General features: G+C 63.3%; 20 protein-coding genes. 7 read left to right on the forward strand and 13 right to left on the reverse strand.

Translation table 11 applies throughout. The features are described from left to right. Positions 1-200 precede the first annotated feature (200 nt). The 4 genes from BOH68_RS13865 (at position 201) to BOH68_RS13880 (ending at position 4,928) form a co-directional block, all read left to right on the forward strand. On the forward strand, positions 201-974 hold the full coding sequence (locus tag BOH68_RS13865; protein ID WP_077375359.1) for a hypothetical protein: 774 nt from the start codon (positions 201-203) through the stop codon (positions 972-974). Positions 975-1,166: 192 nt separating this feature from the next. Beyond that, entirely contained in the window at positions 1,167-2,477 is a 1,311-nt protein-coding gene (gene aceA / locus BOH68_RS13870; protein WP_077375362.1) for an isocitrate lyase, read from the forward strand. A gap of 395 nt (positions 2,478-2,872) precedes the next feature. Continuing rightward, a complete protein-coding gene (locus BOH68_RS13875; RefSeq protein ID WP_077375365.1) occupies positions 2,873-3,385 on the forward strand; it encodes an outer membrane lipoprotein in 513 nt (170 codons plus the stop codon). Between the two features lie 532 nt (positions 3,386-3,917). After that, the gene (locus tag BOH68_RS13880; protein WP_077375368.1) at positions 3,918-4,928 is read left to right on the forward strand and encodes a lipid A deacylase LpxR family protein; all 1,011 of its coding nucleotides are present in this window, start codon (positions 3,918-3,920) and stop codon (positions 4,926-4,928) included. Between the two features lie 138 nt (positions 4,929-5,066). Here BOH68_RS13880 and BOH68_RS13885 read toward each other — a convergent pair whose 3' ends face one another. Continuing rightward, complete coding sequence (locus BOH68_RS13885; RefSeq protein ID WP_077375371.1) at positions 5,067-5,351, reverse strand: hypothetical protein; 285 nt, start codon at positions 5,349-5,351, stop codon at positions 5,067-5,069. 624 nt (positions 5,352-5,975) lie between these two features. Here BOH68_RS13885 and BOH68_RS13890 point away from each other — a divergent pair. After that, positions 5,976-6,458 carry an FKBP-type peptidyl-prolyl cis-trans isomerase gene (locus tag BOH68_RS13890; protein ID WP_065392558.1) on the forward strand — a complete coding sequence of 161 codons (483 nt, stop codon included), beginning with the start codon at positions 5,976-5,978 and terminating at the stop codon, positions 6,456-6,458. Positions 6,459-6,677: 219 nt separating this feature from the next. Here BOH68_RS13890 and BOH68_RS13895 read toward each other — a convergent pair whose 3' ends face one another. The 5 genes from BOH68_RS13895 to BOH68_RS13915 all read right to left on the reverse strand — a co-directional run bounded on the left by BOH68_RS13895 (position 6,678) and on the right by BOH68_RS13915 (position 13,456). Beyond that, a complete protein-coding gene (locus BOH68_RS13895; RefSeq protein ID WP_258038231.1) occupies positions 6,678-7,376 on the reverse strand; it encodes a DUF3047 domain-containing protein in 699 nt (232 codons plus the stop codon). An 89-nt stretch (positions 7,377-7,465) separates the two neighbouring features. Continuing rightward, positions 7,466-8,113 carry a CDP-alcohol phosphatidyltransferase family protein gene (locus BOH68_RS13900; protein WP_077375377.1) on the reverse strand — a complete coding sequence of 216 codons (648 nt, stop codon included), beginning with the start codon at positions 8,111-8,113 and terminating at the stop codon, positions 7,466-7,468. A gap of 44 nt (positions 8,114-8,157) precedes the next feature. Next, the gene (locus BOH68_RS13905) at positions 8,158-9,909 is read right to left on the reverse strand and encodes an ABC transporter permease (RefSeq protein ID WP_077375380.1); all 1,752 of its coding nucleotides are present in this window, start codon (positions 9,907-9,909) and stop codon (positions 8,158-8,160) included. Continuing rightward, a complete protein-coding gene (locus tag BOH68_RS13910; protein WP_258038232.1) occupies positions 9,885-11,168 on the reverse strand; it encodes an ABC transporter substrate-binding protein in 1,284 nt (427 codons plus the stop codon). Before BOH68_RS13910 ends, BOH68_RS13905 begins: the two co-directional genes overlap by 25 nt. Positions 11,169-11,233: 65 nt before the next feature. After that, positions 11,234-13,456, reverse strand: coding sequence for an FAD-dependent oxidoreductase (locus tag BOH68_RS13915; protein WP_077375383.1), 2,223 nt, complete (start codon positions 13,454-13,456; stop codon positions 11,234-11,236). A gap of 299 nt (positions 13,457-13,755) precedes the next feature. Here BOH68_RS13915 and msrA point away from each other — a divergent pair, with 299 nt between their 5' ends. Further along, positions 13,756-14,433 carry a peptide-methionine (S)-S-oxide reductase MsrA gene (msrA, locus tag BOH68_RS13920; RefSeq protein WP_077375386.1) on the forward strand — a complete coding sequence of 226 codons (678 nt, stop codon included), beginning with the start codon at positions 13,756-13,758 and terminating at the stop codon, positions 14,431-14,433. 96 nt (positions 14,434-14,529) lie between these two features. Here msrA and BOH68_RS13925 read toward each other — a convergent pair whose 3' ends face one another. Further along, positions 14,530-15,870: an MFS transporter gene (locus BOH68_RS13925; protein WP_077375389.1), complete on the reverse strand. Its 1,341-nt coding sequence runs from the start codon at positions 15,868-15,870 to the stop codon at positions 14,530-14,532. Between the two features lie 265 nt (positions 15,871-16,135). Between BOH68_RS13925 and BOH68_RS13930 the strand changes: the two genes are divergently transcribed. After that, on the forward strand, positions 16,136-17,053 hold the full coding sequence (locus tag BOH68_RS13930) for a LysR family transcriptional regulator (RefSeq protein ID WP_077375392.1): 918 nt from the start codon (positions 16,136-16,138) through the stop codon (positions 17,051-17,053). A 94-nt stretch (positions 17,054-17,147) separates the two neighbouring features. On the opposite strand, the gene BOH68_RS13935 is transcribed toward BOH68_RS13930, so the two are convergent. From BOH68_RS13935 to BOH68_RS13960, 6 genes are all read right to left on the reverse strand, one after another. Next, entirely contained in the window at positions 17,148-17,663 is a 516-nt protein-coding gene (locus BOH68_RS13935; protein WP_205632728.1) for a C40 family peptidase, read from the reverse strand. Between the two features lie 354 nt (positions 17,664-18,017). Then, positions 18,018-20,648, reverse strand: coding sequence for a DUF1266 domain-containing protein (locus BOH68_RS13940; protein ID WP_077375417.1), 2,631 nt, complete (start codon positions 20,646-20,648; stop codon positions 18,018-18,020). Positions 20,649-20,884: 236 nt separating this feature from the next. Beyond that, on the reverse strand, positions 20,885-23,962 hold the full coding sequence (locus BOH68_RS13945; protein WP_077375420.1) for an efflux RND transporter permease subunit: 3,078 nt from the start codon (positions 23,960-23,962) through the stop codon (positions 20,885-20,887). A 3-nt stretch (positions 23,963-23,965) separates the two neighbouring features. Then, on the reverse strand, positions 23,966-25,174 hold the full coding sequence (locus BOH68_RS13950) for an efflux RND transporter periplasmic adaptor subunit (RefSeq protein WP_077375422.1): 1,209 nt from the start codon (positions 25,172-25,174) through the stop codon (positions 23,966-23,968). Positions 25,175-25,254: 80 nt separating this feature from the next. After that, the gene (locus BOH68_RS13955; RefSeq protein ID WP_077375426.1) at positions 25,255-25,893 is read right to left on the reverse strand and encodes a TetR/AcrR family transcriptional regulator; all 639 of its coding nucleotides are present in this window, start codon (positions 25,891-25,893) and stop codon (positions 25,255-25,257) included. Between the two features lie 266 nt (positions 25,894-26,159). Beyond that, a complete protein-coding gene (locus tag BOH68_RS13960) occupies positions 26,160-26,639 on the reverse strand; it encodes a YcgN family cysteine cluster protein (RefSeq protein ID WP_077375429.1) in 480 nt (159 codons plus the stop codon). Positions 26,640-26,705: the final 66 nt, after the last annotated feature.

The raw sequence follows: 26,705 nt of genomic DNA on the forward strand, positions 1-26,705 counted from the left end.
TTTGTCATACGAATTATCCTCAGCGTTGAAACGGTATGAAACGGGCGTTTTAATACGACCAAGGAATGAAAGACAACGCGATGATTCACAGCGATGCTAGGAGTCATCCCCATCACGCTGCATTGCGGCATCGCCAATCAGGAGGCCTCCCCATGCATGGCATACCCTCTGCAACGCTTGCCACATCCAGCGGGAGCTCCATGGCCAACGTCAGCAGCCATGTGTTGGGACGCAGTGCCACCAGCGGCATCACGGGGAAGCCACTGGAGGAAGCCCGGAGTGAGCTGTGGCACTCCCGAGAGATGCAGGCACGCCTCGCCAGACTGGCTCGCCCGATGATCGACCTCCTGCCCAGCGTTCCACCAGAACCGACCGCTGCACAGGCACAGACGATCTGTCATCTGAGCCGTGACAAGCGCTGGCACCTGGCAGGCAACGACTGGCAATGGCAACGATTCGATGGGACCTCGCAGCCCGCGTCGACGAGACCGGAGCCGGGATTGCGCGACGACACCTGGCAGGTGGCACGTCAGGGTGACGGACTGGCGGCTGATTCACGCCTCGCGCTACCCGGGCTTGAGCAAGCCGTGAAGGGGCTCATGATCGCCGGACGCCCCCTCCCGCTGGCCTTCTGGACGCTGGCCGCCGCGCGGCATCGCGGCGAACGCCATGCCGGGCTCGATATCGCTCACATCGGCAGTGTGCGAGAAGCGCTCTGCTGGGGGGAACTCATCGCGCGCCTCAGAGCGCCGGATGGCCGCCCTCCCCGCGTCACGGCAAGACTTGCGAACTGCACGGTGCCAGTCCTGGAGGCCAGCCTCTACTTCCTGCAGCCCTGGCTCGAGCGTCTGACTCTGCAGCCTCATCCTGAGATGCGCGAGGGCTGCCATCAGGTACTGCTCGAGAGAACTCGCCTGACCGACACGACTTCAAGACCCACAACAACAAACGATGATCTCGCTATCCCACGATGACAATGACAAATGATGGATAGCGCTTGGCGGCGATGAGCGGCAGGCAGCCCGGAGGGTCTCACGACATTTCCGCACGCCAGTCTCTGACCAGGTCCCGCCCTGATTCACCAGATGACACGGCAACAGACACAAGACACCACGACATGCCAGGCGCCCTCGAGGCCCTGCGACGAAGCCATCAGGAGATGCACCATGACTCAATCACGTGCCGAACAGATTGCAGCGCTGGAAAAGGACTGGGCCGAAAATGCACGTTGGGAAGGCGTGACACGCCCGTATTCCGCAGAGGATGTGGTGCGCCTGCGCGGCTCCGTCCAGGAAGCCAACACCCTGGCGACGCGTGGTGCCGAAAAGCTCTGGAAACTGGTCAATGGTGATGCCAAGAAGGGATACGTCAATTGTCTTGGCGCCCTGACCGGTGGCCAGGCCATGCAACAGGTGAAGGCCGGTATCGAAGCCATCTACCTGTCCGGCTGGCAGGTCGCCGCTGACAACAATACCAGCGAGGCCATGTACCCGGATCAATCCCTTTACCCGGTGGATTCCGTGCCGACCGTGGTCAAGCGCATCAACAACACCTTCCGTCGCGCCGACCAGATCCAATGGCAGAAAGGGGCCAATCCGGGCGATGCCGGCTTCGTCGACTACTTCGCGCCCATCGTGGCGGATGCCGAGGCCGGCTTCGGTGGCGTACTCAACGGCTATGAGCTGATGACCGCCATGATCCGCGCGGGCGCCTCCGGCGTGCACTTCGAGGACCAGCTGGCGTCAGTCAAGAAATGTGGTCACATGGGGGGCAAGGTGCTGGTGCCGACCCAGGAAGCGGTGCAGAAGCTGGTCGCCGCGCGTCTGGCCGCTGACGTGGCCGGCGTGCCGACGCTGGTCATCGCGCGTACCGATGCCAACGCCGCTGACCTGATCACCTCTGACGTCGACGACTACGACAAGCCGTTCCTGACCGGCGAGCGCTCCGACGAAGGCTTCTATCGCGTCAATGCCGGCCTGGATCAGGCCATCGCACGCGGTCTGGCCTACGCGCCCTACGCCGACCTGATCTGGTGCGAGACGGCCAAGCCGGACCTCGAGGAAGCACGCCGCTTCGCGGAAGCGATCAAGAAGGAATACCCGGATCAGCTGCTGGCCTACAACTGCTCGCCTTCCTTCAACTGGAAGAAGAACCTCGACGACGCCACCATCGCCAAGTTCCAGCAGGAACTCTCGGACATGGGCTACAAGTACCAGTTCATCACCCTGGCCGGCATCCACAACATGTGGTTCAACATGTTCGATCTCGCCTACGACTACGCCCAGGGCGAAGGCATGAAGCACTACGTCGAGAAGGTACAGGAAGCCGAATTTGCCGCCGCCGAGAAGGGCTACACCTTCGTGGCACACCAGCAGGAAGTCGGCACCGGCTACTTCGATGACATGACCAATGTCATCCAGGGTGGCAACTCCTCCGTCACCGCCCTCACCGGCTCTACCGAGGAAGACCAGTTCTGATCGCAGCACTTCCCTGCAGGCGGCAGACAACCCTCGGCGAGACAGAGAATTGACCGAGGGTCACCATCCGAAGACACGCAAGCCCGTTCACGCGGGCTTGCGTGTCTTCGTCGTTCCAGAATTCGGTGCATGGGGCGCGACGCAACAGTGGCACGGGTGCTCCCGCCCGGGATGGCGTGCAGGGGAACCCGAGAATGGCGGCGTGGTCTATACTGTTAGGAAACAGTGTTCTTGCACTGTCACGGGGGGCATTGCCTCGGCCCTCGACAGCGCAACGACACGGTGGCGGCCAACGGACGTGCCAGCCAGCTTCTCTCATCCGTCGTCATCGGCCTCCACACCCCATGACCTCATCACAACCGAATGTTGCACCGCTTCCTGCGAGGAAATACACCATGAGCTTCCCGACCCACTCACAACGACGTCCTGACGCGAAACGCTCGGCACGCTGGTTGCCAGTGATCGCCATTGGCCTGCTGACACTGGGTGGCTGCGCGAACAGCGATATCTATTCCGGCAACGTCTACACCGGCGATCAGGCCAAGCGCGCGCAGTCCGTCAGCTACGGCACCATCACCTCGCTGCGCCCGGTGCAGATCCAGGCACAGGATGAAGGCAGTGGCGTGCTTGGCGGCCTGGGTGGCGCCGTCGTCGGCGGCCTGCTCGGCAGCCAGATCGGTGGCGGTTCCGGCCGCGCGATCGCGACCGCCGCCGGTGCCATCGGCGGTAGCGTCGCGGGCAAGTCGATCGCCGACAACGTCGACCAGATCGACGCCTATGAGATCGAGGTGCGTCGCGATGCTGGCGACAGCCTCATCGTCGTCCAGAAGGCCGATACCGCCTTCTCGGTTGGCCAGCGTGTCCGCCTGGTCGGCTACGGCGCCAACCTGAGCGTCGCCCCGTATTGATCCTCTTGATGGCTGGTGCCCTTGCCGGGTGCCAGCCATTCAGTGTCTCCCCTCCCTGAACGACTTCTGTTGCAGGCCTCTCTGCACTCAAGAGGCTCCTGCAATTTTGCGGCTTTGCTTGCTGCCCTCGCCTTCCCGCTATTCATGCGCTTGCCTGGTCCCTCGCACGCGCCTGACGCTGGCGTATCGATATTTTCCTCTCTCTTTCTCTTCCCCTTGCTCTCTCTTTCGCTTCCTCACGCATGAGCGGCGCGCCGTACGGAGTGATCCATTGGTCATCTATTGATTAACAGGCTATGAAATCGTGATTTTTTGTGCAAAGTTATACACATGCAGCTTAACTAGACTCTGTGTACAACTTTTCGTCCCAGGAGTTGCGATGCGTCCCGTCACTGCCCGTCCCACAGATTCTCTTCAGAGCGCCCGCCAGACGCCTTGCAGCGCGTCATCCTTGACCAGTTCCTCCCACGGACACCGCCGTTCTGGTGATGAGAGTCCGTGCGCGACTATCGTCACCCGCCATGTCCCACAGATGGCTCCCGCCTTCTCCACGCGACGGCTGGGGCTGGCGCTGATCATGCTCGGCGCGGTGGCGCTGGCCCCCATCGTGGAGGCTGACGAGGACGAGGGTGGCGTACTGTCTCTCAAGGTCGAGAATGACCTTCTCGCCTCCGGCGATGACGGCCACTACACCAATGGGTTTGCGCTGAGCTATACCTTCGCGACACCGGATCAGCATTGGTCTCGCGCCTTCGCCGACTGGGTGCCCGGTTTCAGCGCTGCACGTCTGGATGCCACGGCCTATCGCTTCGGACAGCAGATCTATACCCCCAACGACATCACTCGCGAGCAACCAAACGAGGATGATCGCCCCTATGCGGGCTATCTGTTCGGTGGCCTTTCGCTGTTCGCCGGTGAAGAGGGAGAGGATTGGCGACGGGTCGATACCTTCAATCTGGATCTCGGTATCGTCGGTCCCGCCTCAGGTGCCGAGAAGGCGCAGAAAGGAGTCCACGAGATCACCGGCAGTGATGACCCGCAGGGCTGGGACCATCAGCTTCACAATGAAGCCGTGGTCAATGCCGGCTGGCAGAGCCAGCTGTGGCTGCCGGCAAGCCTGGGGGGCCTGGAAATGGAGTACGGTCCCTCTGCCTCGATGGCGCTGGGCAACCTGTATACCTACGCCGGCGTGGGGGGCGGTGTGCGCATCGGCCAGGGACTGACACGCAGCTACGGCATCCCGACCGTCGCTCCCTCCCAGAGCGGGCGTCAGTATTTCGAGCCGGATGGTGAATTCGCCTGGTATCTGTTCGCCAATCTGGAAGGCCGTGCCGTGGCGCGCAACATGCTGCTGGACGGCAACAGCTTTGAGGACAGTGACTCGGTGGACCGTCGCCCGCTGGTAGGAGATGTCCAGCTCGGCTTTGCCCTGAGCTGGCAGCGCTGGCAGCTCGCCTTCGTCAACGTCTGGCGCACGCACGAATTCGAGACCCAACAGGAAAGCGATCAGTTCGGCTCCATCACGCTCTCCACCTGGCTGTGAAGACCAGAGACCGACGGTGAGAACAGGCGTGCCAGACACACGAAGGCCGGGCAGATGCCCGGCCTTCGTGTGTCCGTGGGAGGCAACGGATCAGCGCGTCACACGCGGACTGAAGCCTCCCGGGATGATAAAGGCAGATCAGTGCATCTTGACCTTGCTCATGCCCCAGCAGATCAGCTTGCCGCCGATGAAGGCGATCAGTGCCAGCATGATCAGCGCCATCAGCATGGAAATGGGGTTGACGATGAAAGTAGCGCCCAGCACGGCAAGCGCTGCGCCCCAGACATAGCGATCACCGCTGTCGATGCTCAGGGCATCCGGCAGGATGCGCTTGACGGTGGCACCCAGCGAGCCCTCCCAACGGTTCAAGCACAGCATGAAGAGCGCGGCGAAGCTCACCAGCCAGATCAGTGTCACGGTCATCGAAATTCTCTCCTGAAAGATAGGGTCGCATGGAACATGTGATTGTCGTTTCCCGCCAGCGGCCACGGGGCAGACCTTGCGAGCGGAGCCGGTAACGAAAGGCCCGCGTCAGAATTCGCAGTCTGAACAGGCAGAGTAACGGCCCCCCGATGCCCTCGCAAGCGGACAGCACCAACCATTGTCGGTCATTGATCATGAGACCGTGATTGGCGCCTGAAGTTGCCCTGCCTCGTACAGCGAAGCGCGGCCAGCTCCCCCTTTCTTCTCTCGTGTTCTCCTCTTTCTTCTCTCCTGTTCCTCCCCCTTTCCTTCTTCCCTCAATCTTCCCTCAAGCCCCTCTCTCCTCCATGCCCGTCGCCTTCCCGCCCTGGAAGCTCGCGCAGGCGTGTAGTCTCACCCGGGGCAACAGGCAAGAAAAAATTCGGGGACCGGGTTGAAAAGCCTCCTTCAGGGCGTCACCTAGTATTTCAAGACACGGTGACGTGGATGACATGCCCTGCAGGATGGCTGTTCAACAAGCTGCAAGCCACGCGATACGCGGGATTTTTCCTCGTAGCCCCCTGACAGCCACCTCAGGGTCACGTTACCATTGACCGTTCATATACCTATCGAAAGGCCCTCAACATGCAAATCGCCCAGAATGCCGTCGTATCCTTCCACTACACCCTCACCAACAACGAAGGTGAAGTGCTGGATAGCTCCGAAGGCCGTGAGCCGCTGGCCTACATCCACGGTGCCGGCAACATCGTTCCGGGCCTCGAGAAGGAACTCGATGGCAAGACTTCCGGTGACAAGCTGAAAGTCGCTGTCTCTCCGGAAGAAGGTTACGGTGATGTCCAGGAAGCGCTGGTGCAGGAAGTGCCGCGTGAAGCCTTCCAGGGCGTCGAAGAGATCGAAGCCGGCATGCAGTTCCAGGCACAGACCCAGGGTGGCCCGCTGATGGTCACCGTCACCAAGGTCGAAGGCGACACCGTCACTGTCGATGGCAATCACCCGCTGGCCGGTGAGACCCTGAACTTCGACGTCGAGATCACCAACGTGCGCGAAGCGTCCGCCGAAGAGCTGGAACACGGCCACGTTCACGGTGAAGGTGGCGTGGAGCACTAAGCTCCGCCCCTTCCCTCATCGGGTGGCCCTGTCGCCCGATGAGTGCTTCACACGAGAATGTGTGACGCCTGAACCTGAAGCCCCGCCACCGAATTCTCGGTCGCGGGGCTTTTTCATGTCTGAAACCAGGTTTTAAGGCCCAGTTCTGAGGCCCGGTTCTGAAGCCCGGTTCTGATGATGCTGTCTGTGATGAGGCTTCCCGAAGGCTCGCTCTGCAGATCAGGCGCCGCAGCTGGGCGGCGTGGCATCACTGGAAAGGCTCAGCCCACGGAACAGCGCCGTGGCGTCGCCTCCGGCATTGTCACCGTCAGCCATCAACGCAAGCCCGGCTATCTCGTCTGGCGTGCTACCGAACAGCGCCGAGTAGTCGGCACGCAGGTCGCGTACCTCGGCGACCCACTGCCCCACCTTCTGATCACCGGACTCCACCGCCAGCAGCACGGCGCGGTCGGTGAAGGCATTGTCCCAATGACTGTCCTTCGCCTCACTGCTGGACCAGACGTAATTGATGGCCTCTACCTGCCACGGCAGGATGCCGGTCTTGTTGACCACATAGAGGCGCGCCGGGTAGTCATCCCCTCCCTTGGTCTTCTCGTTTACGCCCGGATAGATGCTGTCCACCTGCCAGCACCACTTCAGATAGGGCGTCTCCTCGAGCGAGATATCTTCCTCGAGATAGCGTGCGGAGGCCTGGCCCTGAGCACGCGCCTCGAGAGCGGGCCGGCCTTCGCGCTCCACCACGCGATACGCGGTCTGGCCTTCGAAGGTCTTCTCGCCCCAGGCGAGAATCTCGGCCGGCGTGAAGGTCTTGTCAGCCGCCAGCGCCGCGGAGGGCATCGCCGCCGCCAGCAGGCCACTGGAGGCGACTGCCGCGAGCATGGGGAGGAAGCAAGACAACTGACGGGAAGTGGTTTTCATTGGCAAGACTCCGGAGCGCTTGAACAACGCGATGAAAAAAGATGACGGGACGAGTCACCTGCAGGGCCAGGTACCGCGCTTGGCACGCATCAGTCCGGGTCGGTGCCGTGCTGCTCGCTGCGGTCCTGGGCCCGCAAGGTGACATACCCTCCCCATACGCGCGTCAGCGTGGTCAGGATGCATGCCGCCGCGAAGATCCACGCCAGCCATGCGAAATGTTGCGGCATCAGACAGGCCAGCACGAAGAAGCCGATCGTCTCGGTGCCTTCTGTCAGGCCATCCAGATAATAGAAGGCCTTGCGAGTGAAATTGGGTCGCTCCAGCTGGTGCTTGGCCGCCATGATGGCAAAGGCCAGAAAGCTGGATCCCGTGCCCACGAAGGCGAACAGCAACGCCACGGCCGGCATGGCATTGGTGGCCGGGTCTGCCAGTGCAAAGCCCACCACGACAGCGGCGTAGAACAGGAAATCAAGACAGATATCCAGAAAGCCGCCGGCGTCCGAGCTCAAGCCCGCATGACGCGCCAGGGCACCATCCAGCCCATCCACCACCCGATTGATCAGGATCGCGATCAGTGCCAGTCCGAATTGCCCATAGGCCAGCAGCGGCAATGCCAGCATGCCGATGACGAAGCCAGCCAGCGTCAGTTGGTCAGGATGCAGACCGCGTTCCGCTGCGCTACGTGCCAGGCGCTTCAGGGGTGGCTGTACCCAGCGTGAGGTCCACTTGTCCAGCATGCTTCATCGACTCCAGAATGATTGAATGGGGAAGGTGTCAGGCGTCAGCCACGTATCGGTGCCAGCGCGCGCCCGGCAGGCACGGCTCTCGCCAGCAGGAAGATCAGCAACGGCAGACAGGCCTGCAGGCAGGCCGCGACCGCCGTCAGGCGAGGATCCGCCCCCGTGGCCAGCGCCAGCGTCTCGGTGGTCAGGGTGGGGACGCGTCCACCGCCCAGCACCACCGTCGGCACGTACTGCGCGATGCTGACCGCGAAGGCCACTGCCCAGCTGATGGCCAGAGGCCTGAGCATCAAGCGCAGCCGGATGCCGATCAGCACCTCAAGCCGCGAGCGCCCCAGCAGTCGTGCTGCCTGCTCGAGGCGCACATCGAAGCGGGCCCAGGGGCCGGCCAGCGTCAGCCAGGCATAGGGCAAGGCGAACAGCAGATGGCCGATCACCACCCCCACCCAGCCCGGATCCGCGCCGAGGCTCAGCCAGCCGACCTGGAAACCGAACAGGAAGCTTGCCTGAGGCAGCAGCAACGGCAGGTAGAGGCACACCACGAAGCCTCGCAGGCGACCCACCTCACGCTCACGCTCGAAGACCGCCACACTGAGCATCACCGCCAGGGTGGCGACCAGCACGGCGAGCCACAGGCTGTTGCTGAAGGCTCCACCCAGTCCTGAAAGCGCCTGTTGCCAGCTTTCCAGCCCCCAGCGAGCCGGCAGCAGTGACGGGAAGAACCAGCTTCTGGCCAGCGATTGAACGGCGATCACGGCAAAGGCCAGCAGCGAGACTGCCGTCACCGTACCAAGCAGGACGCGGATCACGCGCCCGCGCTGCCCCTTGCGTACCGCCGCCCGAGGTGCAGGATTGTCGAGCACCCAGTCACGATGGCGATTCAACAGATAACGTCCCACAGCGGCACCCAGCGCCATCACCACGATGACCAGCAGAGCCAGCAGGAGTGCCCCGACACTGGCCGGTAGACGTGAGCTCGGGTCACTGTCACGCCACAGTTCGACCAGACGCACCGCCAAGGTCGGCGTACGTGTCGGCCCCAGTACCTGAGCGACATCCACCACCGCCAGCGAATAGGCCAGCACGGCACCGATGGGCAGGGCGATGGCCCGCATCACCTGCGGCATCAGAATTCGCCAGCGCAGCTGGGGGATGCTGTAGCCGAGCGCCTGGCCCGCCTGCAGTTGCGCGGTGACCGGCAGACGCGAGAGCGCCGTCTGGGCCATCAGCATCAGAAACGGCGCTTCCTTGAGTGCCAGTCCCAGCGCCAGCGTGATGCCATGCGCGTCCGGCAGAGGGTATTGCGGGGGGACCAGCACCTCGAAGGGTGCCAGCAGCAGTCGCATCAGCACGCCGCTGGGAGCGGCCAGCCACAAGAGCCCCAGAGCCAGCGCCAGATGCGGCATCGCCAGCACCGGTGCCAGCAGACGTTCGAGGCGCTCGCCGAAACGGGTACCGGCGGCCGCGGCCAGCCAGCCCATGGTCAGCAGTACCGCCAGCAGCGTGCCGCCGATCCCGCTGACCAGGGTCAGACGCAGTCCGTCGGCCAGTCCCGGCAAGGCCCACCAGCGCTGCCAGGCGATCGCCGAGACCTCCTCGAAGCCAAGCGCCGGCCACAGCCCGAGGGCCGGTGCGACCAGTCCTGCCAGCCCCAGCGCCGTGGGGCCGAGCAACAACAGCAATACCGCCCAGCGCAGCAGGCGAGCCGGTGTCAATGCCAGGCGCCCCGCCGGGCGCTCAGCGCGCCAGCGCTCGGCAAGCCATTGCGTCAGTTGCGATAGCGTCGCGCCCACTCGGCCTCCAGTGCATCGGTCCAACTGGGATGCGGCTCGCTCAGCGGCGTGCCCAGCGCTTCGGGCGACATGCCACCCGCAAGTTCCGGCAAGGCGTCGAAGGCAGCGCGCTGTGCCGCCGGCAGGCGCGTCACGTCCAGCACCGTCTCGTCACCCCAGCGTGAGGGGTCCGCCTTGGCAGCCTGTGCCTCGGCGGACATCAACTGATTGACCCACACCAATGCGGCCGCCTTGTGAGGCGCACTGGCCGGAATCGCCAGATAGTGCACATTGCCGAGAGTGCCGCCGTCATGGATATACGGCTCAATGGTCGGTGGCAGCCGCCCTTCCTGACGGCCATTGGCCACTTCCTGGGGCACGAAGGTCAGCGCGATCCAGACACTGCGCTGAGCCAGCAGTTTCATCTGCTCCTCGGCGCCGGCTGGCTGTCGCTCGCCCTGCGCCCACATCAGCGGATGCAGTGCATCGAGATAGTCCCACAGCGGTGCGGTCACCTCAGCGAACAGAGCATCACTCGCCACCGGCGCAGCCAGCAGCTCACGCTGCTCGCCCGGCATCAACTCAAGCAACGCCTGCTTGAGAAAGGTGGTGCCATGAAAGCTCGGTGGCTGCGGATAGGTCACGCGCCCGGGGTTGGCCTTCGCCACGTCCAGCAGCGCCTGCATCGAACGTGGCGGCGATTCCAGCAAGGCACTGTCGTACATGAAGATCAGCTGGGCACGCCCCCATGGTGCCTCCATTCCCTCGGTGGCGAGCCCGAAGTCACGCGCACCGATCTCCTCGAGCAGATACTCGCTGTTGGGCAGGCGTTCGACGAAGGGTCCCCACACCAGCTCGGCCTGCTTGAGCGCGCGGAAGTTCTCGCCGTTGATCCAGATGACATCGATACTGCCATCACTGCGCCCCGCCGCCTTCTCGGCCAGCAAGGTCGAGACGCTCTCGGCGGTATCGGCAATCTTGACGTGACGCACCTCGATACCGTGCTCACGTGCCGCGATCTCTGCCTGGGCGCGCAGATAGGCGTTGGTGGCTTCACTCCCGCCCCAGGCGTGGAAGTCGATGCGCTGACCGCGTGCCTTGTCGGCGATCACGTTCCACTCCAGTGCAGCCAGCATCGGCACTGCCCGCCCCTTGGCGGCATCGGCGGCGTACGCCAGTGACGTGGCCCAGGGCATGGCACTCATGCCGGCCATCAACACCAGTGACCCACCCATCAATGCCAGTGCGCGACGTCGCCCCGGCAGACATGTCGTAGCCATGGAGGTTTCTCCTGATAGCAAGATGCCGCGACCCTGAACGAGCAGGTTCGCGGCATGGGAAAGGATCAGTGCTTGTCGACCGTCACGGGAGGGGTGGCGTCATCCGCCTGGCGTGTCTTGGTCGGCTCGAAGCGTCCATTGCGGCGCCAGGTGAAGTAACGATCCAGCACCTTGAGCACGCCTTCCGGCTTGTGGGCGTTCTTCCACATGCCTGCTGCCGCCTTGTTGGCCTCGGACAGTGTCGGATACGGATGGATGGTGGACAGGATCTTGTTGAGACCGATGCCATGCTTCATCGCCATGGTGAATTCCGCCAGCCATTCCCCCGCATAGGCACCGACCAGTGTCACGCCCAGGATACGATCGCGTCCCTTCTCGGTGAGCACCTTGACGAAGCCTTCCGTCGCACGCTCGGCCAGGGCACGGTCACTCTCGCCCATCTCGTAATGGGTCACTTCATAGTCATAGCCCTGCGCCTTGGCTTCGGTCTCGTTGAGGCCGACCCGTGCCACTTCCGGCTCGGTGTAGGTGACCATCGGCATGATGCGGTAATCGACCTTGAAGGTCTTCAATCCGCCGAACAGTGCATTGACCGCGGCGTGCCATGCCTGATGACCTGCCGCATGGGTGAACTGATAGGGGCCAGCGACATCGCCACATGCCCAGATGTTCGGCTGCAGCGTCTGCAGCGACTCGGAGACATCGATGGTGCCGCGCTCGGAGACTGCGATGCCCAGCTCTTCCAGACCGAAGCCTTCGACATTGGCTTCGCGCCCGATGGCCACCAGCAGCTCATCGAACTCGATCCAGCTCTCCTCGCCGTCGGGAGAACTCACGACCAGATGGCGCATCGGCTGACTGTCCTTGTCCTTGAGCACCTCGATGCGCGTGGCGGTGGAATTGATGCGCAGGTCGACGCCCTCACCGGCCAGCTGCTCGTGCATCAGCGCGCTGACTTCCTCGTCTTCACGCGGCATCACCCGCGGGGCACCCTCGATGATGGTGACGTGACTGCCCAGGCGCGCGAAGCTCTGCCCCAGCTCCATGCCGATCGGGCCGGAGCCCAGCACCACCAGACGCTTGGGCTGCACCCTGAGATCCCACAGATTGTCAGAGGTCAGCGGCGTGATCAGCTCGATACCGGGGATCGCAGGAACACGCGGGCGGGCACCGGTGGCGATCACCACGTTGCGCGTGGTCAGCACGCGACCATCGACTTCCACTTCCCAGGGCGTCCTGAGTCTGGCATTGCCGGTGTGGACTTCCACGCCCAGACTCTCGTAACGCTCGATGCTGTCATGCGGTTCGACACTCTCGACCACGTCCTGCACATGCCCCATCACCTTGGCGAAGTCGATTTCCGGCTCATTGGCGGTGATCCCGAAGCGCTGGGACTGACGAATCTCATGAGCCGCACGCCCGGCACGAATCAGCGCCTTGGAGGGGACGCAGCCGGTGTTGAGGCAGTCACCGCCCATCTTGTGACGCTCGATCAGCGCGACACGCGCATTGACGGCGGAGGCGATATAGCTGGTCACCAGCCCGGCGGAACCGGCACCGATGACGACCATGTCGTAGTCAAAGGTCTTCGGCTTGTCGAAGGCCGCCTGCTGCTTGCGCTTGCGCAGCACGCCGACGATCTTCTTGGCGATCAACGGGAAGAGGCCCAGCGCGATGAAGGAGGCGATCAGCCCCGGCGAGAGGATGCCGGACAGCGACTCCAGCTGACCCAGCTCGCGACCGGCATTCACGTAGATGGCGGTACCGGCGAGCATGCCCAGCTGGCTTGCCACATAGAAGGTGACCACACGCATGCGGGTCAGGCCCATCACCAGATTGACGATGAAGAACGGGAAGACCGGCACCAGACGCAGCGTGAACAGATAGAAGCCGCCTTCACGCTCGACCCCGCGATTCAGGGATTCCAGCTGACGACGGAAGCGCTTCTCGATGCTTTCGCGCAACAGCGTGCGGGAGATGAGGAAGGCCAGGGTGGCACCGATGGTACTGGCGAAGGAGATCAACAACAGACCCCAGCCAAACCCGAACAGGGCGCCGCCCAGCAGGGTGAGCAATGCCGCACCCGGCAGCGAGAGTGCCGCCATTGCCACGTAGACGACGAAGAAGGTACCCGCGACCTTGAACGGCGATTCCTCGAAGAGTGCCTGAAATTCCGACTGACTGGCCTTGAGGCTCTGCAGAGTGAAGTAGTCCTGTGCCCCACTGGCAAAGAAGACCACGATGGCAGCGACGATGGCGCCCAGAAGCAGTAACTTGCGTTTATTCACTGGCGATTTCCTTTTCGATTCCTGCCGTCATGGGCATGTCATTGGGATGTACCGTGTCCTTACGAGACGCGTTGCTGACTGGATGCACTCATCAGGTCATGATGACGCGAACGACCTCATCATGATCACGGTAACAGTACCGTTTCATACGACATCTTCGCATCCATCCCACGTTGATTCGCGTAGAACCCTGATACAGGCAGTGAGGGAATGGCAAGGCAAGCCACCTCGCGGCCCATCGAGACATGGAGATTTCCGTGTTCTCACTTCGAAGGAACGACGCCTTTCCCGGAGACACCATGACCCGATACACGCGATTCCCCTCCACTGCGCTCAAACGTCTCACACCGCTTGCCAGCCTACTTGGCGGTCTTCTGATTGCCGGCCACGCCAATGCCTTTGACCCGGAACAGGCGCCCAGAGGCGTCGCCGAGGGTGTCACTCAAGGCCAGGAGGTCGCCATCTTCGCCGGTGGCTGCTTCTGGTGCATGGAAGGCCCCTTCGACAAGCTTGACGGCGTGATCTCGACGACGTCCGGCTACACGGCAGGCGAGACGGACAATCCCACCTATAAGCAGGTCTCGGCCGGCAGGACGGGCCATACGGAGGCGGTCAAGGTGGTCTATGACCCTGAAAAGGTCAGCTATGACACCCTGCTGGAGGTCTTCTGGCACAACATCGACCCGATCGCGGTGGATCGTCAGTTCTGCGATGCCGGCACCCAATACCGCAGTGGCATCTATCCGGTGGATGAAGCGCAGCAAGACGCCGCCCGGGCGAGCCTCGACGACTTGAAGGACAGATTCCCCGAAGGCATCGCCACCGAGATCGAGGCAGCGGGCCCTTGGTATGCCGCCGAGCAATATCACCAGGACTTCTACCAGAAGAACCCGGTGCGCTATCGCTTCTATCGCGCGGGCTGTGGCCGTGATGACCGTCTCGAGGAAATCTGGGGAGATGACGCCCCGGCGCACTGAGTCTCACCGTCGAGTCGCCTCGCCTGCCACTGACACGCAAACGGCTCGCCATCTGGCGAGCCGTTTGCGTGTCAGGCAGGAATCTCACGGTGGATATCAATGCTGCGGCGTGGCCCGTCGCCAGCACAGCATCGCCAACCCCAGGGTGACAAGCAGAACGCTGACGCCACCCACCACCACCCCTGGCCACCCTGCCTGCTGCCAGAAGGGCTCCAGCCAGAAGCCGCCCAGGCTCGCCCCGAGATAGTAAGCCGTCAGGTAGAGCGCGCTGGCGCTGGCCCGCGCCCCTTCGGCATTGCGCCCGACCCAGGCCGACGCGGTGGCATGCGCCAGGAAGAAGCCGAAGGCATTCAGGCTCAGGCCGGCCAGCATGCCGATCAACGAATGGCTCAGCGTGACCAGAGTGCCGAGAATCAAGAGCGCGGTGCCCAGCATCATTGTCAGTGCCTGGGCGCGGCGTTGCGCACCATCCTGCTCCTCCTGTCGCTGCGCTCCCTGCGCGAGTGCCTGCCCCCGCCCGGCGGCCAGACGCTGTGCCAACCGGCCGGACTGCGCGGCACCGAAGGTGCCTGCCAGATAGGTCAGAAACAGCAATCCCAACCACTGACTCCCCAGTGACCAGGGGGCCGCGCTCAGGCGAAAGGTCATGTAGCTGTAGAGATTCACGAAGATGAAGAAGTTGAGTCCACCGAGCAGAAACACCGGCCACAGCCGTGGATTGCGCAGATGGCGCCCCAGCCCTGCCAGCATGCTGGCCGGATGGAAGGGCTGTGCCACGAAGCGTCGCTGACGCGGCAGCAACTGCCACAGCGCCGCCAGCAGCAACAGGCTGATACCGCCAATCACCGCGAAACTCATCTGCCAGCCCCAGTGCTCAGCCACGAAACCTCCAGCGACCCGCCCACTGATGCCGCCGAGCGAATTGGCACTGATATAGAGCCCCACCGCAGCCATCAACGCCGGCTGTTCCATCTCATCGCTCATGTAGGCGACCGCGACCGCCGGCAAGCCCCCGAGCAGAAAGCCCTGCAACGCACGTACTGCCAACAGCGACCAGAAACCTTCAGCCAGCAAGGCAAGTCCCGAGCAGGCCACCCCCCCGGCCAATGTCCAGAGCAGCAGACGTCGCCGTCCCAGTGCATCCGATAACGGACCGAAGACCAGCAACGCCAATGCCAGCGTGAGGGTGGTCACCGACAACGACAGACTCGCCTGCAGCGAGCTCAGGCCAAGGTCGGTCGCCAGCAGCGGTAACATCGGCTGCACCACATAGAGATTGATGAAGACGACGAAGGAGCCCAGACACAACGCCTGGGTCATGCGTCGCCAATCACGGCCATGCGCCTTGAGAGGGGACGGCAGCACTGGCTGCCCGGCAGTATCGTGATGCCCCGAGTCGGATGGGGCGGTGGAAGACGCACTCAGCGATGAAGCCATCAGGTACCTGCAGTCAATCATGGGGATGGCGTGAGTCTGCGCCCTCGAACACCATCAGTAAAATAGCTCGACATGATGCCAGCCATCAGCAAAAGTGATACCCATGATCCTGACCCACCGGCCTGCAGGCCTCACGCCGTCAGACCGCCTGCGCATGGTGAATGACGTCCAGGGGACTGGACGGCGTGATGGCTGCAAGGGACGCCGGTCAGGGTCGGGGACAAGGGCGACGGATGAGGATGGCGTCAGACATGAAGAGCGCGACATGAAACTGCCCTTCGATCTGCGGGCACTGGAGATCTTCGTGAGTGTCACGGAGCGCGGCAGCTTCACCGCCGCCGCCACGGCGCTGCAACTGGCCCAGTCGGCCGTCAGTCAGTCGATCGCCAACCTGGAGACCCGGCTGGGCCAGCCGCTGTTGATACGTGGCACCAAGGGCGTGAGTCTGACGCCCGCCGGTGAGACATTGCTCGTGCATGCACGCTCTCTGCTGCAACAGGCGCAGCGAGCGGCCCTGGCCATGGCCGAACTGGATGGCCTGGTCAAAGGTGAGGTACGCATCGGCGTGTCCTCGATGCTGGGGTCCTACTATTTCCCGCCCCTGTTGATGGCCTTCAAGGCGCGCCACCCTGATATCACCTTGAGCGTGATCGAGGGCGGCACCCTGAGTCTTCGCAAGATGATCGACAATGGCGAGCTGGATCTGGGCGTCATCGTCGAGGAACACCCCGGCAGCGCCACCAGCGGGCTGGTCAGCCAGCACTTCCTGCGCGAAGAGATGGTGGTCTGCCTGCCCAACGACCACCCGCTGGCGACACGGGAGCACATCAGCCTCGAAGCATTCTTCGCTGAAGAGCTGGTCGTCTTCAAGCGCGGTTATTTCCATCGCGATTTCATCGAACGTCTGGCAAGCCAGCACGGCCTGATTCCCAGTATCGCCTTCGAATCCAACCTGATCGCGCTCAACAAGGCGATCGTGTCACGCGGCTTCGGTATCACCACCTTCCTCAAGCGCGTGGTGGAGGATGACCGTGAGGAAAACAACCTCACCGCCATCTCCTTCAGTGAACCCGCCTGGCTGGACCTGTCGCTGGCCTGGCGACGTGAGCGTGGACTGTCGCGGGCCGAACAGGCCTTCGTCGACTTCGTGATCGAACATTCCGTGGTACGCGAAAGTCCATGAGGCGGGCTGCCGGACATGGCGAGGCTCGAGAATTCGCGGGCCGAAAACGACAACACCCGGCCAGGGCCGGGTGTTGTCCATCATGCGAGTGTCATCATTGACTGCGCATGGCCAGTTTCATCTGCATGGCCTCGTGGGGCATGGGCCGCCGCGACTGCCAGTAGTGCTGCGACCAGTAGACATTGTCCAGCCGCGACAGCTTCACGCCACGTGACGTGGAGGCATGCAGGAAATAGCCGTTGCCCACATACACGCCCACATGGTTGTAACGACGTGAGGGGCGGAAGAACACCAGATCCCCCGGCTTCAACTGCGACTTGTCGATACGCTTGCCCCGCTTGACCTGATCACGGGTGGTACGTGGCAGTTCGATCCCGAAACCGTCACTGAACACATGCTGCATCAGCGCAGAACAATCGATGCCCCGTGAGTTGGTGCCGCCCAGGCGATAGGGCGTTCCCGCCCAGCGATCATGCTCTTCCAGCAACACTTCCCGGATACTGGGACCCGATGCCAGCTGCGGCTCTGCCGGGCCCTGCGGTTGGCCGGCCTGCTGACGGTAACGCTTGAGCTTGGGCAATTCCGGCAGATCGACATCGTAATAGGCCATGTCACTCGGAGGCTGTGAATGGCTGGCACACCCCGCCACACCTAGCGGCAACAGTAAAAGACAACACAATAACGTGTGACGCATCCAACATTCCTCGTCGTGGGCCCGGCGCCATGAGACAAAACGTGATCAGCACTTGCGGACGGCGATAACAGGTGATGCATGACAAGACAGAAAGCCGGCAGGAATCCCGTCATCACGAGATGCCTGCATGCCTGAAACGTGAATCAACAGGATCAACGGCATGCCCTGAGACCTGTGACGCAATTGAATGCCGTTCGCAGCAGGGTAGTGCATATTGCCGCAATCCGTATGCCATCGCCTCACAAGATAGACTAAAGCATCAGAAAATACTCAATGCAGCAGACGAGCATCACCGCTCAGGGTATCCAGATGCAGCGCCGGCCAATGCCCCGGACGCGCCCCCGGGAAATCCAGACTGGCCCAGGGTCCGGCCAATGGCGGCGCCGCCGTCAGCCACTGGATCAATACATCACGGAAGCCGCGCAGGAAGCTGTCACGCTGATCGGTATCGCCCATGAAGAAGGCATAGCCGGCGAACAGCCCGCGCGCATATTCCTTCCAGCTGCCGTAGTGTGCTCGCGCCATCGCATGGGCGCTGTCCAGATAGGCCGTGAAGGTGGCCGCATCCAGCCATCCCAGCTGACGGCCGGCAATCGCCAGATCCACCAGCTGCGCGATGTCCCAGGCTGCCATGTCCAGCTCATTGCAGCGGGCCTCGTTGTCACGCACACGGCGCAGGCGATCGAGGTGCACCTGCTCATCCTCGCCGCGTTCACCGCTCTCGAGCACATCGATCTCGTTGTCCAGACGCGCACGATTGAGGGTATAGGGGCCGTAATTGATCTGATATTCGTCCCGATCCCCGGCTTCACGCAGGAAATCGAGGAAGCCGATCAGCATCTCGGCGTTGGCCAGACCATAATGACCTTCCAGCCAGCCGGTCAGTTCCTCGACTCCCCGGCCATGCTCGACCATCGGCTCGCCCCAGCAGGGCGAATTGAGCGGGCCACTGAGTGCAAGCGCCGTGAAACGATCCAGACTGGGGCGCTCGCCGGGCTCCTGCCAGTCACTGGCGCGCCAGTCAAGCCAGTGGAACAGGCTGCCGGGGTCCTCGAGATGCCAGCGGATCTCGTTGACCAGCGGGTGGTCCTCAAGTTCCGGGACCGCGGATTCCCATACCGCCCAGGCTTCCAGCAGGCGGACGGCGTCCGGATAGAAGCGGCACAGTGCGCTGCGCAGGCGCTCGGCACACTGCGCCAGCTCACCGGCATCGAAATCGCGGCTGTCCTGCACCATCAGCAGATAGAACGCGTACTTCTCCGCCATCACGATGCTGGCAGGATGACGATGACAGACTGCCAGCCGCTGTCGCCGTTCCAGCTCGGCGCTATCGGCGCGACCGAAGGGCGTCTGAGGATCAGGCAGCCCACCCCGTGCGGCATCGGCCGCCAGCTGATTGAGGTGATGGGCCTGCGCCGGCAGCCAGAAACGCGCCATGCCGGCCACGCCATCGCGGGTATCCAGGGCCAGCGTCTCGTTGAGGTACTGACGCGCCTCTTCACGCCGCGCGTCCGCCACATCCGCTGGCAGCCCCTGACGATAGAGCAGGTCCGGCTCTCGAATGCTGGCAATGGCCAGCACCCAGTGGCGGCTGTCACTGCGCCATTGACGCATGGCGGTGCGTGAGCGATCCCGGATGGCCTCCGGCAGCAACGCGTGCAGCTCGCAGCGCAGCGGCGTCACCGGTGAGGCCATCAATGGCCGCCAGTCACTGTCGGTGGAGCCGGTGAGATCCGCCCCCTCGAACAGGCTGCGTCCGCGTTGATAGGCGCACGCCACGCCCTGCCAATCCGCGTAGCGACGCACCAGCAGGTCGATACCATGCGCGGCGAAGTCCTCGCCCTCCTCACGACTCAACCAGCCGGCACACAGACCGGCAAAGGCCAGATCCACCAGCCGCAGCCAGTCCCAGGCGGCAAATTCCAGTGGCTCACCACGATCCAGATACTGGAGCAGCAGCTCCCCGTAGGCCACGGGCGACGGGCCCTGTTCGAGACCCGCAGCGGCCGCCAGCTCCGCACTGGCCGCCGCATGTGCCGGGGTGCCGGCGAGACCCTGAGCCTTGCGCTCGGCCTCCTCGGAGGCGGCGTCAGACTCCAGCTCGTCGAGCCACTTGTCACGCTCATCCTGACTGGCCGACAGCATGCGCGCGCTGTCGATGTCCCAGCCGTAGCGATGCCCTTGTGAGGCCAGCCACAACAGCAGACGGATCAATTCGTCACGAGTGCGGATCGCCCAGGTATCACGCAGCCAGCGTTGCACGTCGGGCCAGTGACCCTGCGCATCGAAACCGCTGTCACTCGCCTCGCAGAGGCCGTCATCCGTCGACGTCAGTGCCGTCCCGCCGACCCAGGGTGCAAAGATGGCGCGCGCCATCCACACCCGGTCACGCTCACCCTGCGGCCACAGCTCGGTGGCGGGTACCGGCTGACGGCCTTCCAGCGCCTCCAGCAGACGCGGCCAGGTGACGCCTGCCTCTTCCTGCTCCAGCCGGGACAGCGCGAGACTGGCCTCGAAGAAGCCGTCATCGCCGCGTGTCCAGCCAGCATCGCTGCGCGAATGCGCCAGCGCCTTGAGCCAGTCATCCAGCGAGGTGAAACGTGATGCGATGGCCATGAGCAATCGCACCAGCCAGGCACGCGTGCGCGCCTCGGACAGCCAGCCAGCCGTCCGCGCCAACGCCAGCAGCTCCAGCGCTTCCAGCTGACGCAGCGAGTCGGGCATGTCACTGGGGAACGCTTCCAGCAAGCGCCAGCCCAGCTCGCCGGCATCCGGCACTTCCAGCGCCTTGAGGCGCGCACGCGCCTCCTCGGATGTCCACACCGCTTCGGGTGTCGCACTGAAACGCCAACCGCACAACACCAGCTGCTGCCCCCACCAGGCACTCAGGGGTTCGACCAAGGCACACCTCACGACTCGACAGGTTTTGATGACGACGGGCCAGCAGCGGACCCTAAACACGCCACTGGCGGCGCATAGTGTAACGGAAAGGCGCTGTTGGCGATGCCCCCATGCGGGATCGACTGCATCGCGATGACGCGTGAGAACACCGCTGACTCGCCAACGGCAGTGCTTGCCATCAGTGGTTGGCATCACTGCATGGCGCCTTCCCGGGAGGATGGCCATGGGGGACGTGACTACGCCGCCTCGTGCTTGCCTGCCGGAATACGGAACAGTGCACAGTAGGCCACCGGCAGCACGACCAGCGTCAGCAGCGTCGCGACGCCCAGACCGAAGACGATCGCCACCGCCATGCTCGAGAAGAAGGCATCCGAGAACAGCGGAATCATGCCCAGCATGGTCGTGATCGCCGCCATCGAGACCGGCCGCACGCGGCTGACCGCCGCCAGCATCACCGCCTGGAAGCGGTCCTCCTGTTCGGTCAGCTGCACGTTGATCTCCTCCACCAGCACGATGGCGTTCTTGAGCACCATGCCGACCAGGCTCAGGGTGCCCAGCAGTGCCATGAAGGTGAATGGCGCCCCGAACACGATCAACCCGCTGACGATACCGATCAGCGTCAGCGGCACGATGGACCAGATGGCCAGCGCCTGGCGCAGGTTGGAGAACAGCAGCACCGTGATCACGAACATCCCCAACAGCCCCATCGGCAGCGAGGAGAACAGCGCCTTCTGCGCATCGGTGGACGTCTCGTATTCACCGCCCCACTCCAGATGATATCCCTCCGGCAGCTCGATGGCCTCGACCTTGGGTCGGATGCGACTCAATACACTGGCGGCCGTTTCGCCGGACAGTGGCATCGGCTCCGCATAGACCGCCAGCATGCGCTCGCGATTGCGCCGCTTGATCAGGGGATCACGCAGTTCGGCCTTGAGCGGGCCCATCACCGCCCCCGCCGGCACATAGGTTTCCTGTTCGTCGCTCCAGACGTTGAGACTGGCCAGGGTGTCGAGATCAAAGCGCTGACGCTCCTCACCGCGCAGCAGGATCGGGATCAGTTCGGAGCCCTCGCGATAGACGCCGACGCTCTCGCCATCACTGTTGATCAGCAATGCCTCATGCAATGCATCCCGCGTCACGCCGACACGCCGCGCCTGATCATCCAGGAACTCGGGCTCGATGCGATTGACGCGGTTGCGCCACGACAGGCGAATGCTGTCTGCCAGCGGCTCCTGCTCGAAGACGTCACGCACTTCGGCGGCCAGCTGGCGCAGTACCGCCGGGTCCTCGCCGTAGAGGCGCGCCTCGAGACTGGCCTTGGCGGACGGGCCGACCTGCAAGGCCTGCACCTTGTATTCCACCTGCGGATACTCGGCGCGCAACAGGCGTATCACCTCCTCCATGCGCGCTTCGCGGCTGTCGCGGTCCTCGGTCTCGACGATCAGCTGACCGAAGCTCGCGTAGCTGTCTTCCGGCGAGTAGGTCAGGGTGAAGCGCTGGGCACCGCCCCCGGTCACGCTGGTGACATGGTTGACGCGCTCCATCTTCAGCACCTGCTGCTCCAGACGCGAGACATGCCGTTCGGTCTCCAGCACATCGGTGCCTTCCGGCATCCAGACATCGACGAAGAACAGCGGTGTCGAGGCATCCGGGAAGAAGGCATTCTTGATCTGGCCAAAGCTCATCACGGCCACGACCAGCAGTGCCAGCGCCCCGCCCAAGGTCAGCCAGCGCAGACGGATCGCCCAGCCCAGCAGGGTTCGGAAGCCACGGAAGACCACGCCCCGGTAAGGGTCTTCATGCTCGGCGCCATCCTTGTCGTTGCCCGATGTCTCACGCGCTTCGCGGAAGAACATGTCGAAGAAGAACGGGGTCAGCGTCAGGGCGGTGATCCAGCTCAACAGCAACGAGTAACACAGCACCCAGAACAGCGAGCCGACGAATTCCCCGGTCGCATCCGGCGACAGACCGATGGGCGCGAAGGCGGTGATCGCGATCACCGTGGCCCCCAGCAGCGGCAGGCGATTCTGGTTGACCACCTCGAAGGCAGCCTGACGCTTGGTCTTGCCACGCTTGAGGCCGATCAGCATGCCTTCCGTGACCACGATGGCGTTGTCCACCAGCATGCCCAGCGCGATGATCAGCGCGCCCAGCGAGATCTTCTGCAGCTCGATGCCATGGATCGACATCATCACGAAGGTGCCGAGGATGGTGATCAGCAGCACCAGCCCCATCAGCACCCCGCTCTTGACGCCCATGAACAGCAGCAGCACCAGGATCACGATGCCGACGGCCTCGGCCAGATTGAGCAGGAAGCCGGAGACCGCCTCATCCACCACCTGCGGCTGGTGATAGACGGTGGTCAGCTCCATGCCCAACGGCATGCGCGATTCAAGCTCCCCCAGACGCTGGTCGACTCGCTCGCCGACCTCCACCACATTGACGCCGGAGGCAAACGAGATCCCCAGCGACAGAGCGGTCTCGCCATCGGTGTGATAGAGACGTGACGGGGATTCGGTGTACTCGCGGCTGACGGAGGCGATATCCCCGAGGCGGATCAGGCCGCCATTGCCGGGGCGACCGACCACGAGGCGCTCCAGATCCTGCACGCTCTGGAACTCCCCGCCCGGCTGCAATTCCAGCGACAGGCCGTTCTGACGGATACGACCGGCATTGCCGACCACGTTCTGGGCATTGAGCAGATTGGAGAGCTGGTCCGGCGAGATGTTCAGCGCCTGCATGCGATCACGGTCCAGCGCCACGATCACCTGCTCGCTGCGCGCGCCGACGATGGAGACCTTCTTCACGCCCTCCACCAGCGTCAGTTCGCGTTGCAGGAAATCGGCCTGATCCTCGAGATCATGCGCCGAGTAGCCCTCGCCACTCAGGTTGTAGAGCAGGCCGAACACGTCCCCGAAGTCATCATTGACCACCGAGGAGGAGCTGCCGGGTGGCAGACTCGACTGGGCATCATTGATCTTGCGCCGCAACAGATCCCAGTACTGCTGCATCTCGCCTGCGCGCACGCTGCTCTCGAGTTCCAGCGTGATCTGCGAAAGGCCTGAGCTGTTGACCGAACTGACACGCTTGAGATTGGGAATCTGCTGGATGGCCTTCTCCAGCGGCAGCGTGACCTCCTCCTCCACCTGCTTGGGGGTGGCGCCCGGATATTGGGTGATCACCACCGCATTGCGGATGGTGAACTCGGGAAACTCCAGCTGGCCAAGATTGAAGAATGACACCACGCCGCCCACCGACAGCAACAGCGTGACCATCCAGCTGATGACCTTGTGTCTCAGGAAGTAATCGACCATGGATCAGAGCCCCGCTTCCTTGACCCAGGGGCGCACAGGCTCCCCGGCTTGCATGCGGCTGGCACCCGCGGTCACCAGACGATCACCGGCATTCAACTCCCCCGTGATCACCAGCCCCTCGCCCGTGGCCTGAAGCACCTCGACGGGCACGGCTTCCACCGTCCCCTGCCCTGCCTTGTCCTTGTCCTCGACGTCCGGAGACGTCTCGGTGGCAGCAGAGCCGTCTTCCACATAACGCCACACCACGGCCTGCTGCGGGTCGGCATCGCGCATCACCACCGCTTCCACCGGCACACGCCATTGCCCCCCGGTGGCCCCCGTCAGCTGCTGCATGTCCAGCTCGACCGTCGCGCTCATGCCGGACAGCACGGTGATGTCCTGAGGCTCCGGCAGGGTCAGGGTGACCTGATAGCTCAGCGAGCCCTCACTGGCGCTGGTGTCATGCTCCTTGTAGCGCGCCGGATAGCGCTGTTCACCGCGACCGAAGCGTACCCAGGCCAGCGCTGCATCCTCCTGACGCCCGGCCATGGCACGCTCACGGTCGATGGCGCGCACCTGGCGTTCCGGCAGATTGAAGGTCACGTCGATCTGACCGGGCTGCTGGAGCACCGCGATGGTTTCCTGCGCCGTGACCACCTGATAGTTGTCCACCGGCACTCGGGCGATCACCCCGTCATAGGGGGCTTTCAGCTCGGTATAGCTGAGCTGGTCCTGCGCCTGGGAGTACTGGGCCTGTGCCGACTGGAATTCCGCCTGTGCCTCATCGAAGCGGGCACGGCTGATGGCGCCCTTCTCCACCGAGTACTTCATGCGCTTGTAGGTCGCCTGGGCGAGATTGAAGCTGGAACGGGCGTTGTTGAGCTGACTGCGGGCATCACGATCATCCAGCTGCGCGATCAGCTCACCCTGCGTGACCTCCTGGCCGGCCTGCACGTTGAGCTCACGCAGCTCACCGCCGATCCGGAACGAGAGATTGGAACGCTCGGAGGCCTCGACCACGCCGGGATAGCGCTGAATGACACCGCCCCCCTCATCCGACAATGACAGCAACTTGACCGGATGCACCTTCTGCTTCTTCAGCGGCGCCTCGGCCTCGCTGCAGGCCGAAAGCCCGAGGGCCAGCAGCAGACCGGCAAACAGCTGCAGGGCGAGGCCTCCGCGCCAGGCGGCGGGAGTACGCAGGTGTGGCTTGGCACCAGGTCGAAGTTTCATCAGCAGGCCCTTGAGTCATTGGAATGGAAAAGCACAAAACGAAGATCTGTCATCTGTCCGGCAATGCGTACGGCCATGGCTCACGGCGCTGGATGACGAAGCGCTATCGCGTCCCAGGCCATCTCGAAGGCCTGGTCGAAGCAGGCATCACTGATGGCCGGCACCTGACAGCCCGAGCCCTGCAGCAGGCTGTAGATCGAACGAAACATGAACACCTCGATGAGAGCGATGTCGATCTGTTTCAGAATGCCGGTCCGCTGGCCCTGCGCGAAGGCTTCCAGCAAGGGCGCGGCCCGCTCCTGGTTGGCCACCTTCAGGGCGTCCCGCATATGCGAGGAGTGAAGAAACTGATCATGAAACCGGAACAAGGCGGGCTGGCGGCGCCCCAGCATCACCAGGGCGTGCCACACCCGACACAGCGCTGACTTGAGCTGCCAGGCCGCGGGGGACATCGCGGGCGATGTGACCCGTGATACCTGCGCGTCCGGCTCGGCCTCGAAGGCATCAAGCGCCACCTCGATGATGCGACGGCTGACCTCGCTGAAGGTGGCCTCCAGCAAGTCGTCCTTGTCGCGATAGTAAAGATAGAGCGTTCCGGGGGACATGCCGGCAGCACGCGCGATGCGTGCCACGGAGGTCACGGCAAAACCATGCTCGGCCACCTCATGCAGAGTGGCTTCCAGCAGCGCCTGCTGCTTGTGTTCATCACGATGGCGCATGGCCTGTCTGCCTCTGGATCTGCTCAGGATGAGAATCCACACAAAATAAATGAACGTTCATTTATTTACAACCAGCCATTGCGCCAGCCGGCCCCCGCCTTGCCATGCAGACGGCGGCTCTACGCAGACACCACCAGGCCCCACCTGCCTCAGACCAGGCAAGGAAAAACAGGCAAAGAAAAACGGGCAAAGAAAAAGCGCAGCTCAAGGAGCTGCGCTTGCACGATCAAGACGGGCAGACAGGGAGACGCGAAAACGTCAGCGCCTCAGCTCTCCGGGTCGATGATCGCGATGATATGGTCTTCCAGATCCTGCTGGCGCACCGAGGCCTCGGAGACGGCGAAGCGTGACACCGCGACACCGGCACGCTTGACGCTTCTGGCATCCCCGGTCAGCAGCGGATGCCATTCTGGCAGCTCACGGCCTTCATTCAGGCGGCGATAACCACAGGTTTCCGGCAGCCAGCGCAGCTTGCCCACCGTCTCGACATCCAGCGGGATGCAGCCCGGCACGCGTGTGGCGCGATTGGGGTAATCACGGCAGCTGACCTTGCGCACATCCAGCAGGCGGCAGGCGACATCCAGTACCGCGATGTCGCCACTGTCTTCATCCTCGAATTTCAGCAGGCAGCATTGGCCACAGCCATCACACAGTGCCTCCCACTCGGCCGTGTTCAGCTCCGAAAGCGCATGTCGCTCCCAGAAACGCTCACGTTTTCCGCCGTCAGGTTGCGGAACATCACTCATCTTGCTCTCCTCGCCCTGCCGGGCAGCAGGGTCGGTCCAGTCGGTCTCGTCTGACGACGGGCAGTC

This window comes from Cobetia sp. MM1IDA2H-1, assembly GCF_002916775.2.
Lineage (GTDB): Bacteria > Pseudomonadota > Gammaproteobacteria > Pseudomonadales > Halomonadaceae > Cobetia > Cobetia marina.

Coding starts and splice junctions, on each gene's coding strand:
- BOH68_RS13865 (WP_077375359.1), top strand. CDS start 201: ATGGCCAACGTCAGCAGCCATGTGTTGGGACGCAGTGCCACCAGCGGC.
- aceA (WP_077375362.1), top strand. CDS start 1,167: ATGACTCAATCACGTGCCGAACAGATTGCAGCGCTGGAAAAGGACTGG.
- BOH68_RS13875 (WP_077375365.1), top strand. CDS start 2,873: ATGAGCTTCCCGACCCACTCACAACGACGTCCTGACGCGAAACGCTCG.
- BOH68_RS13880 (WP_077375368.1), top strand. CDS start 3,918: ATGGCTCCCGCCTTCTCCACGCGACGGCTGGGGCTGGCGCTGATCATG.
- BOH68_RS13885 (WP_077375371.1), bottom strand. CDS start 5,351: ATGACCGTGACACTGATCTGGCTGGTGAGCTTCGCCGCGCTCTTCATG.
- BOH68_RS13890 (WP_065392558.1), top strand. CDS start 5,976: ATGCAAATCGCCCAGAATGCCGTCGTATCCTTCCACTACACCCTCACC.
- BOH68_RS13895 (WP_258038231.1), bottom strand. CDS start 7,376: ATGAAAACCACTTCCCGTCAGTTGTCTTGCTTCCTCCCCATGCTCGCG.
- BOH68_RS13900 (WP_077375377.1), bottom strand. CDS start 8,113: ATGCTGGACAAGTGGACCTCACGCTGGGTACAGCCACCCCTGAAGCGC.
- BOH68_RS13910 (WP_258038232.1), bottom strand. CDS start 11,168: ATGGCTACGACATGTCTGCCGGGGCGACGTCGCGCACTGGCATTGATG.
- msrA (WP_077375386.1), top strand. CDS start 13,756: ATGACCCGATACACGCGATTCCCCTCCACTGCGCTCAAACGTCTCACA.
- BOH68_RS13925 (WP_077375389.1), bottom strand. CDS start 15,870: ATGGCTTCATCGCTGAGTGCGTCTTCCACCGCCCCATCCGACTCGGGG.
- BOH68_RS13930 (WP_077375392.1), top strand. CDS start 16,136: ATGAAACTGCCCTTCGATCTGCGGGCACTGGAGATCTTCGTGAGTGTC.
- BOH68_RS13935 (WP_205632728.1), bottom strand. CDS start 17,663: ATGGCCTATTACGATGTCGATCTGCCGGAATTGCCCAAGCTCAAGCGT.
- BOH68_RS13945 (WP_077375420.1), bottom strand. CDS start 23,962: ATGGTCGATTACTTCCTGAGACACAAGGTCATCAGCTGGATGGTCACG.
- BOH68_RS13950 (WP_077375422.1), bottom strand. CDS start 25,174: ATGAAACTTCGACCTGGTGCCAAGCCACACCTGCGTACTCCCGCCGCC.
- BOH68_RS13955 (WP_077375426.1), bottom strand. CDS start 25,893: ATGCGCCATCGTGATGAACACAAGCAGCAGGCGCTGCTGGAAGCCACT.
- BOH68_RS13960 (WP_077375429.1), bottom strand. CDS start 26,639: ATGAGTGATGTTCCGCAACCTGACGGCGGAAAACGTGAGCGTTTCTGG.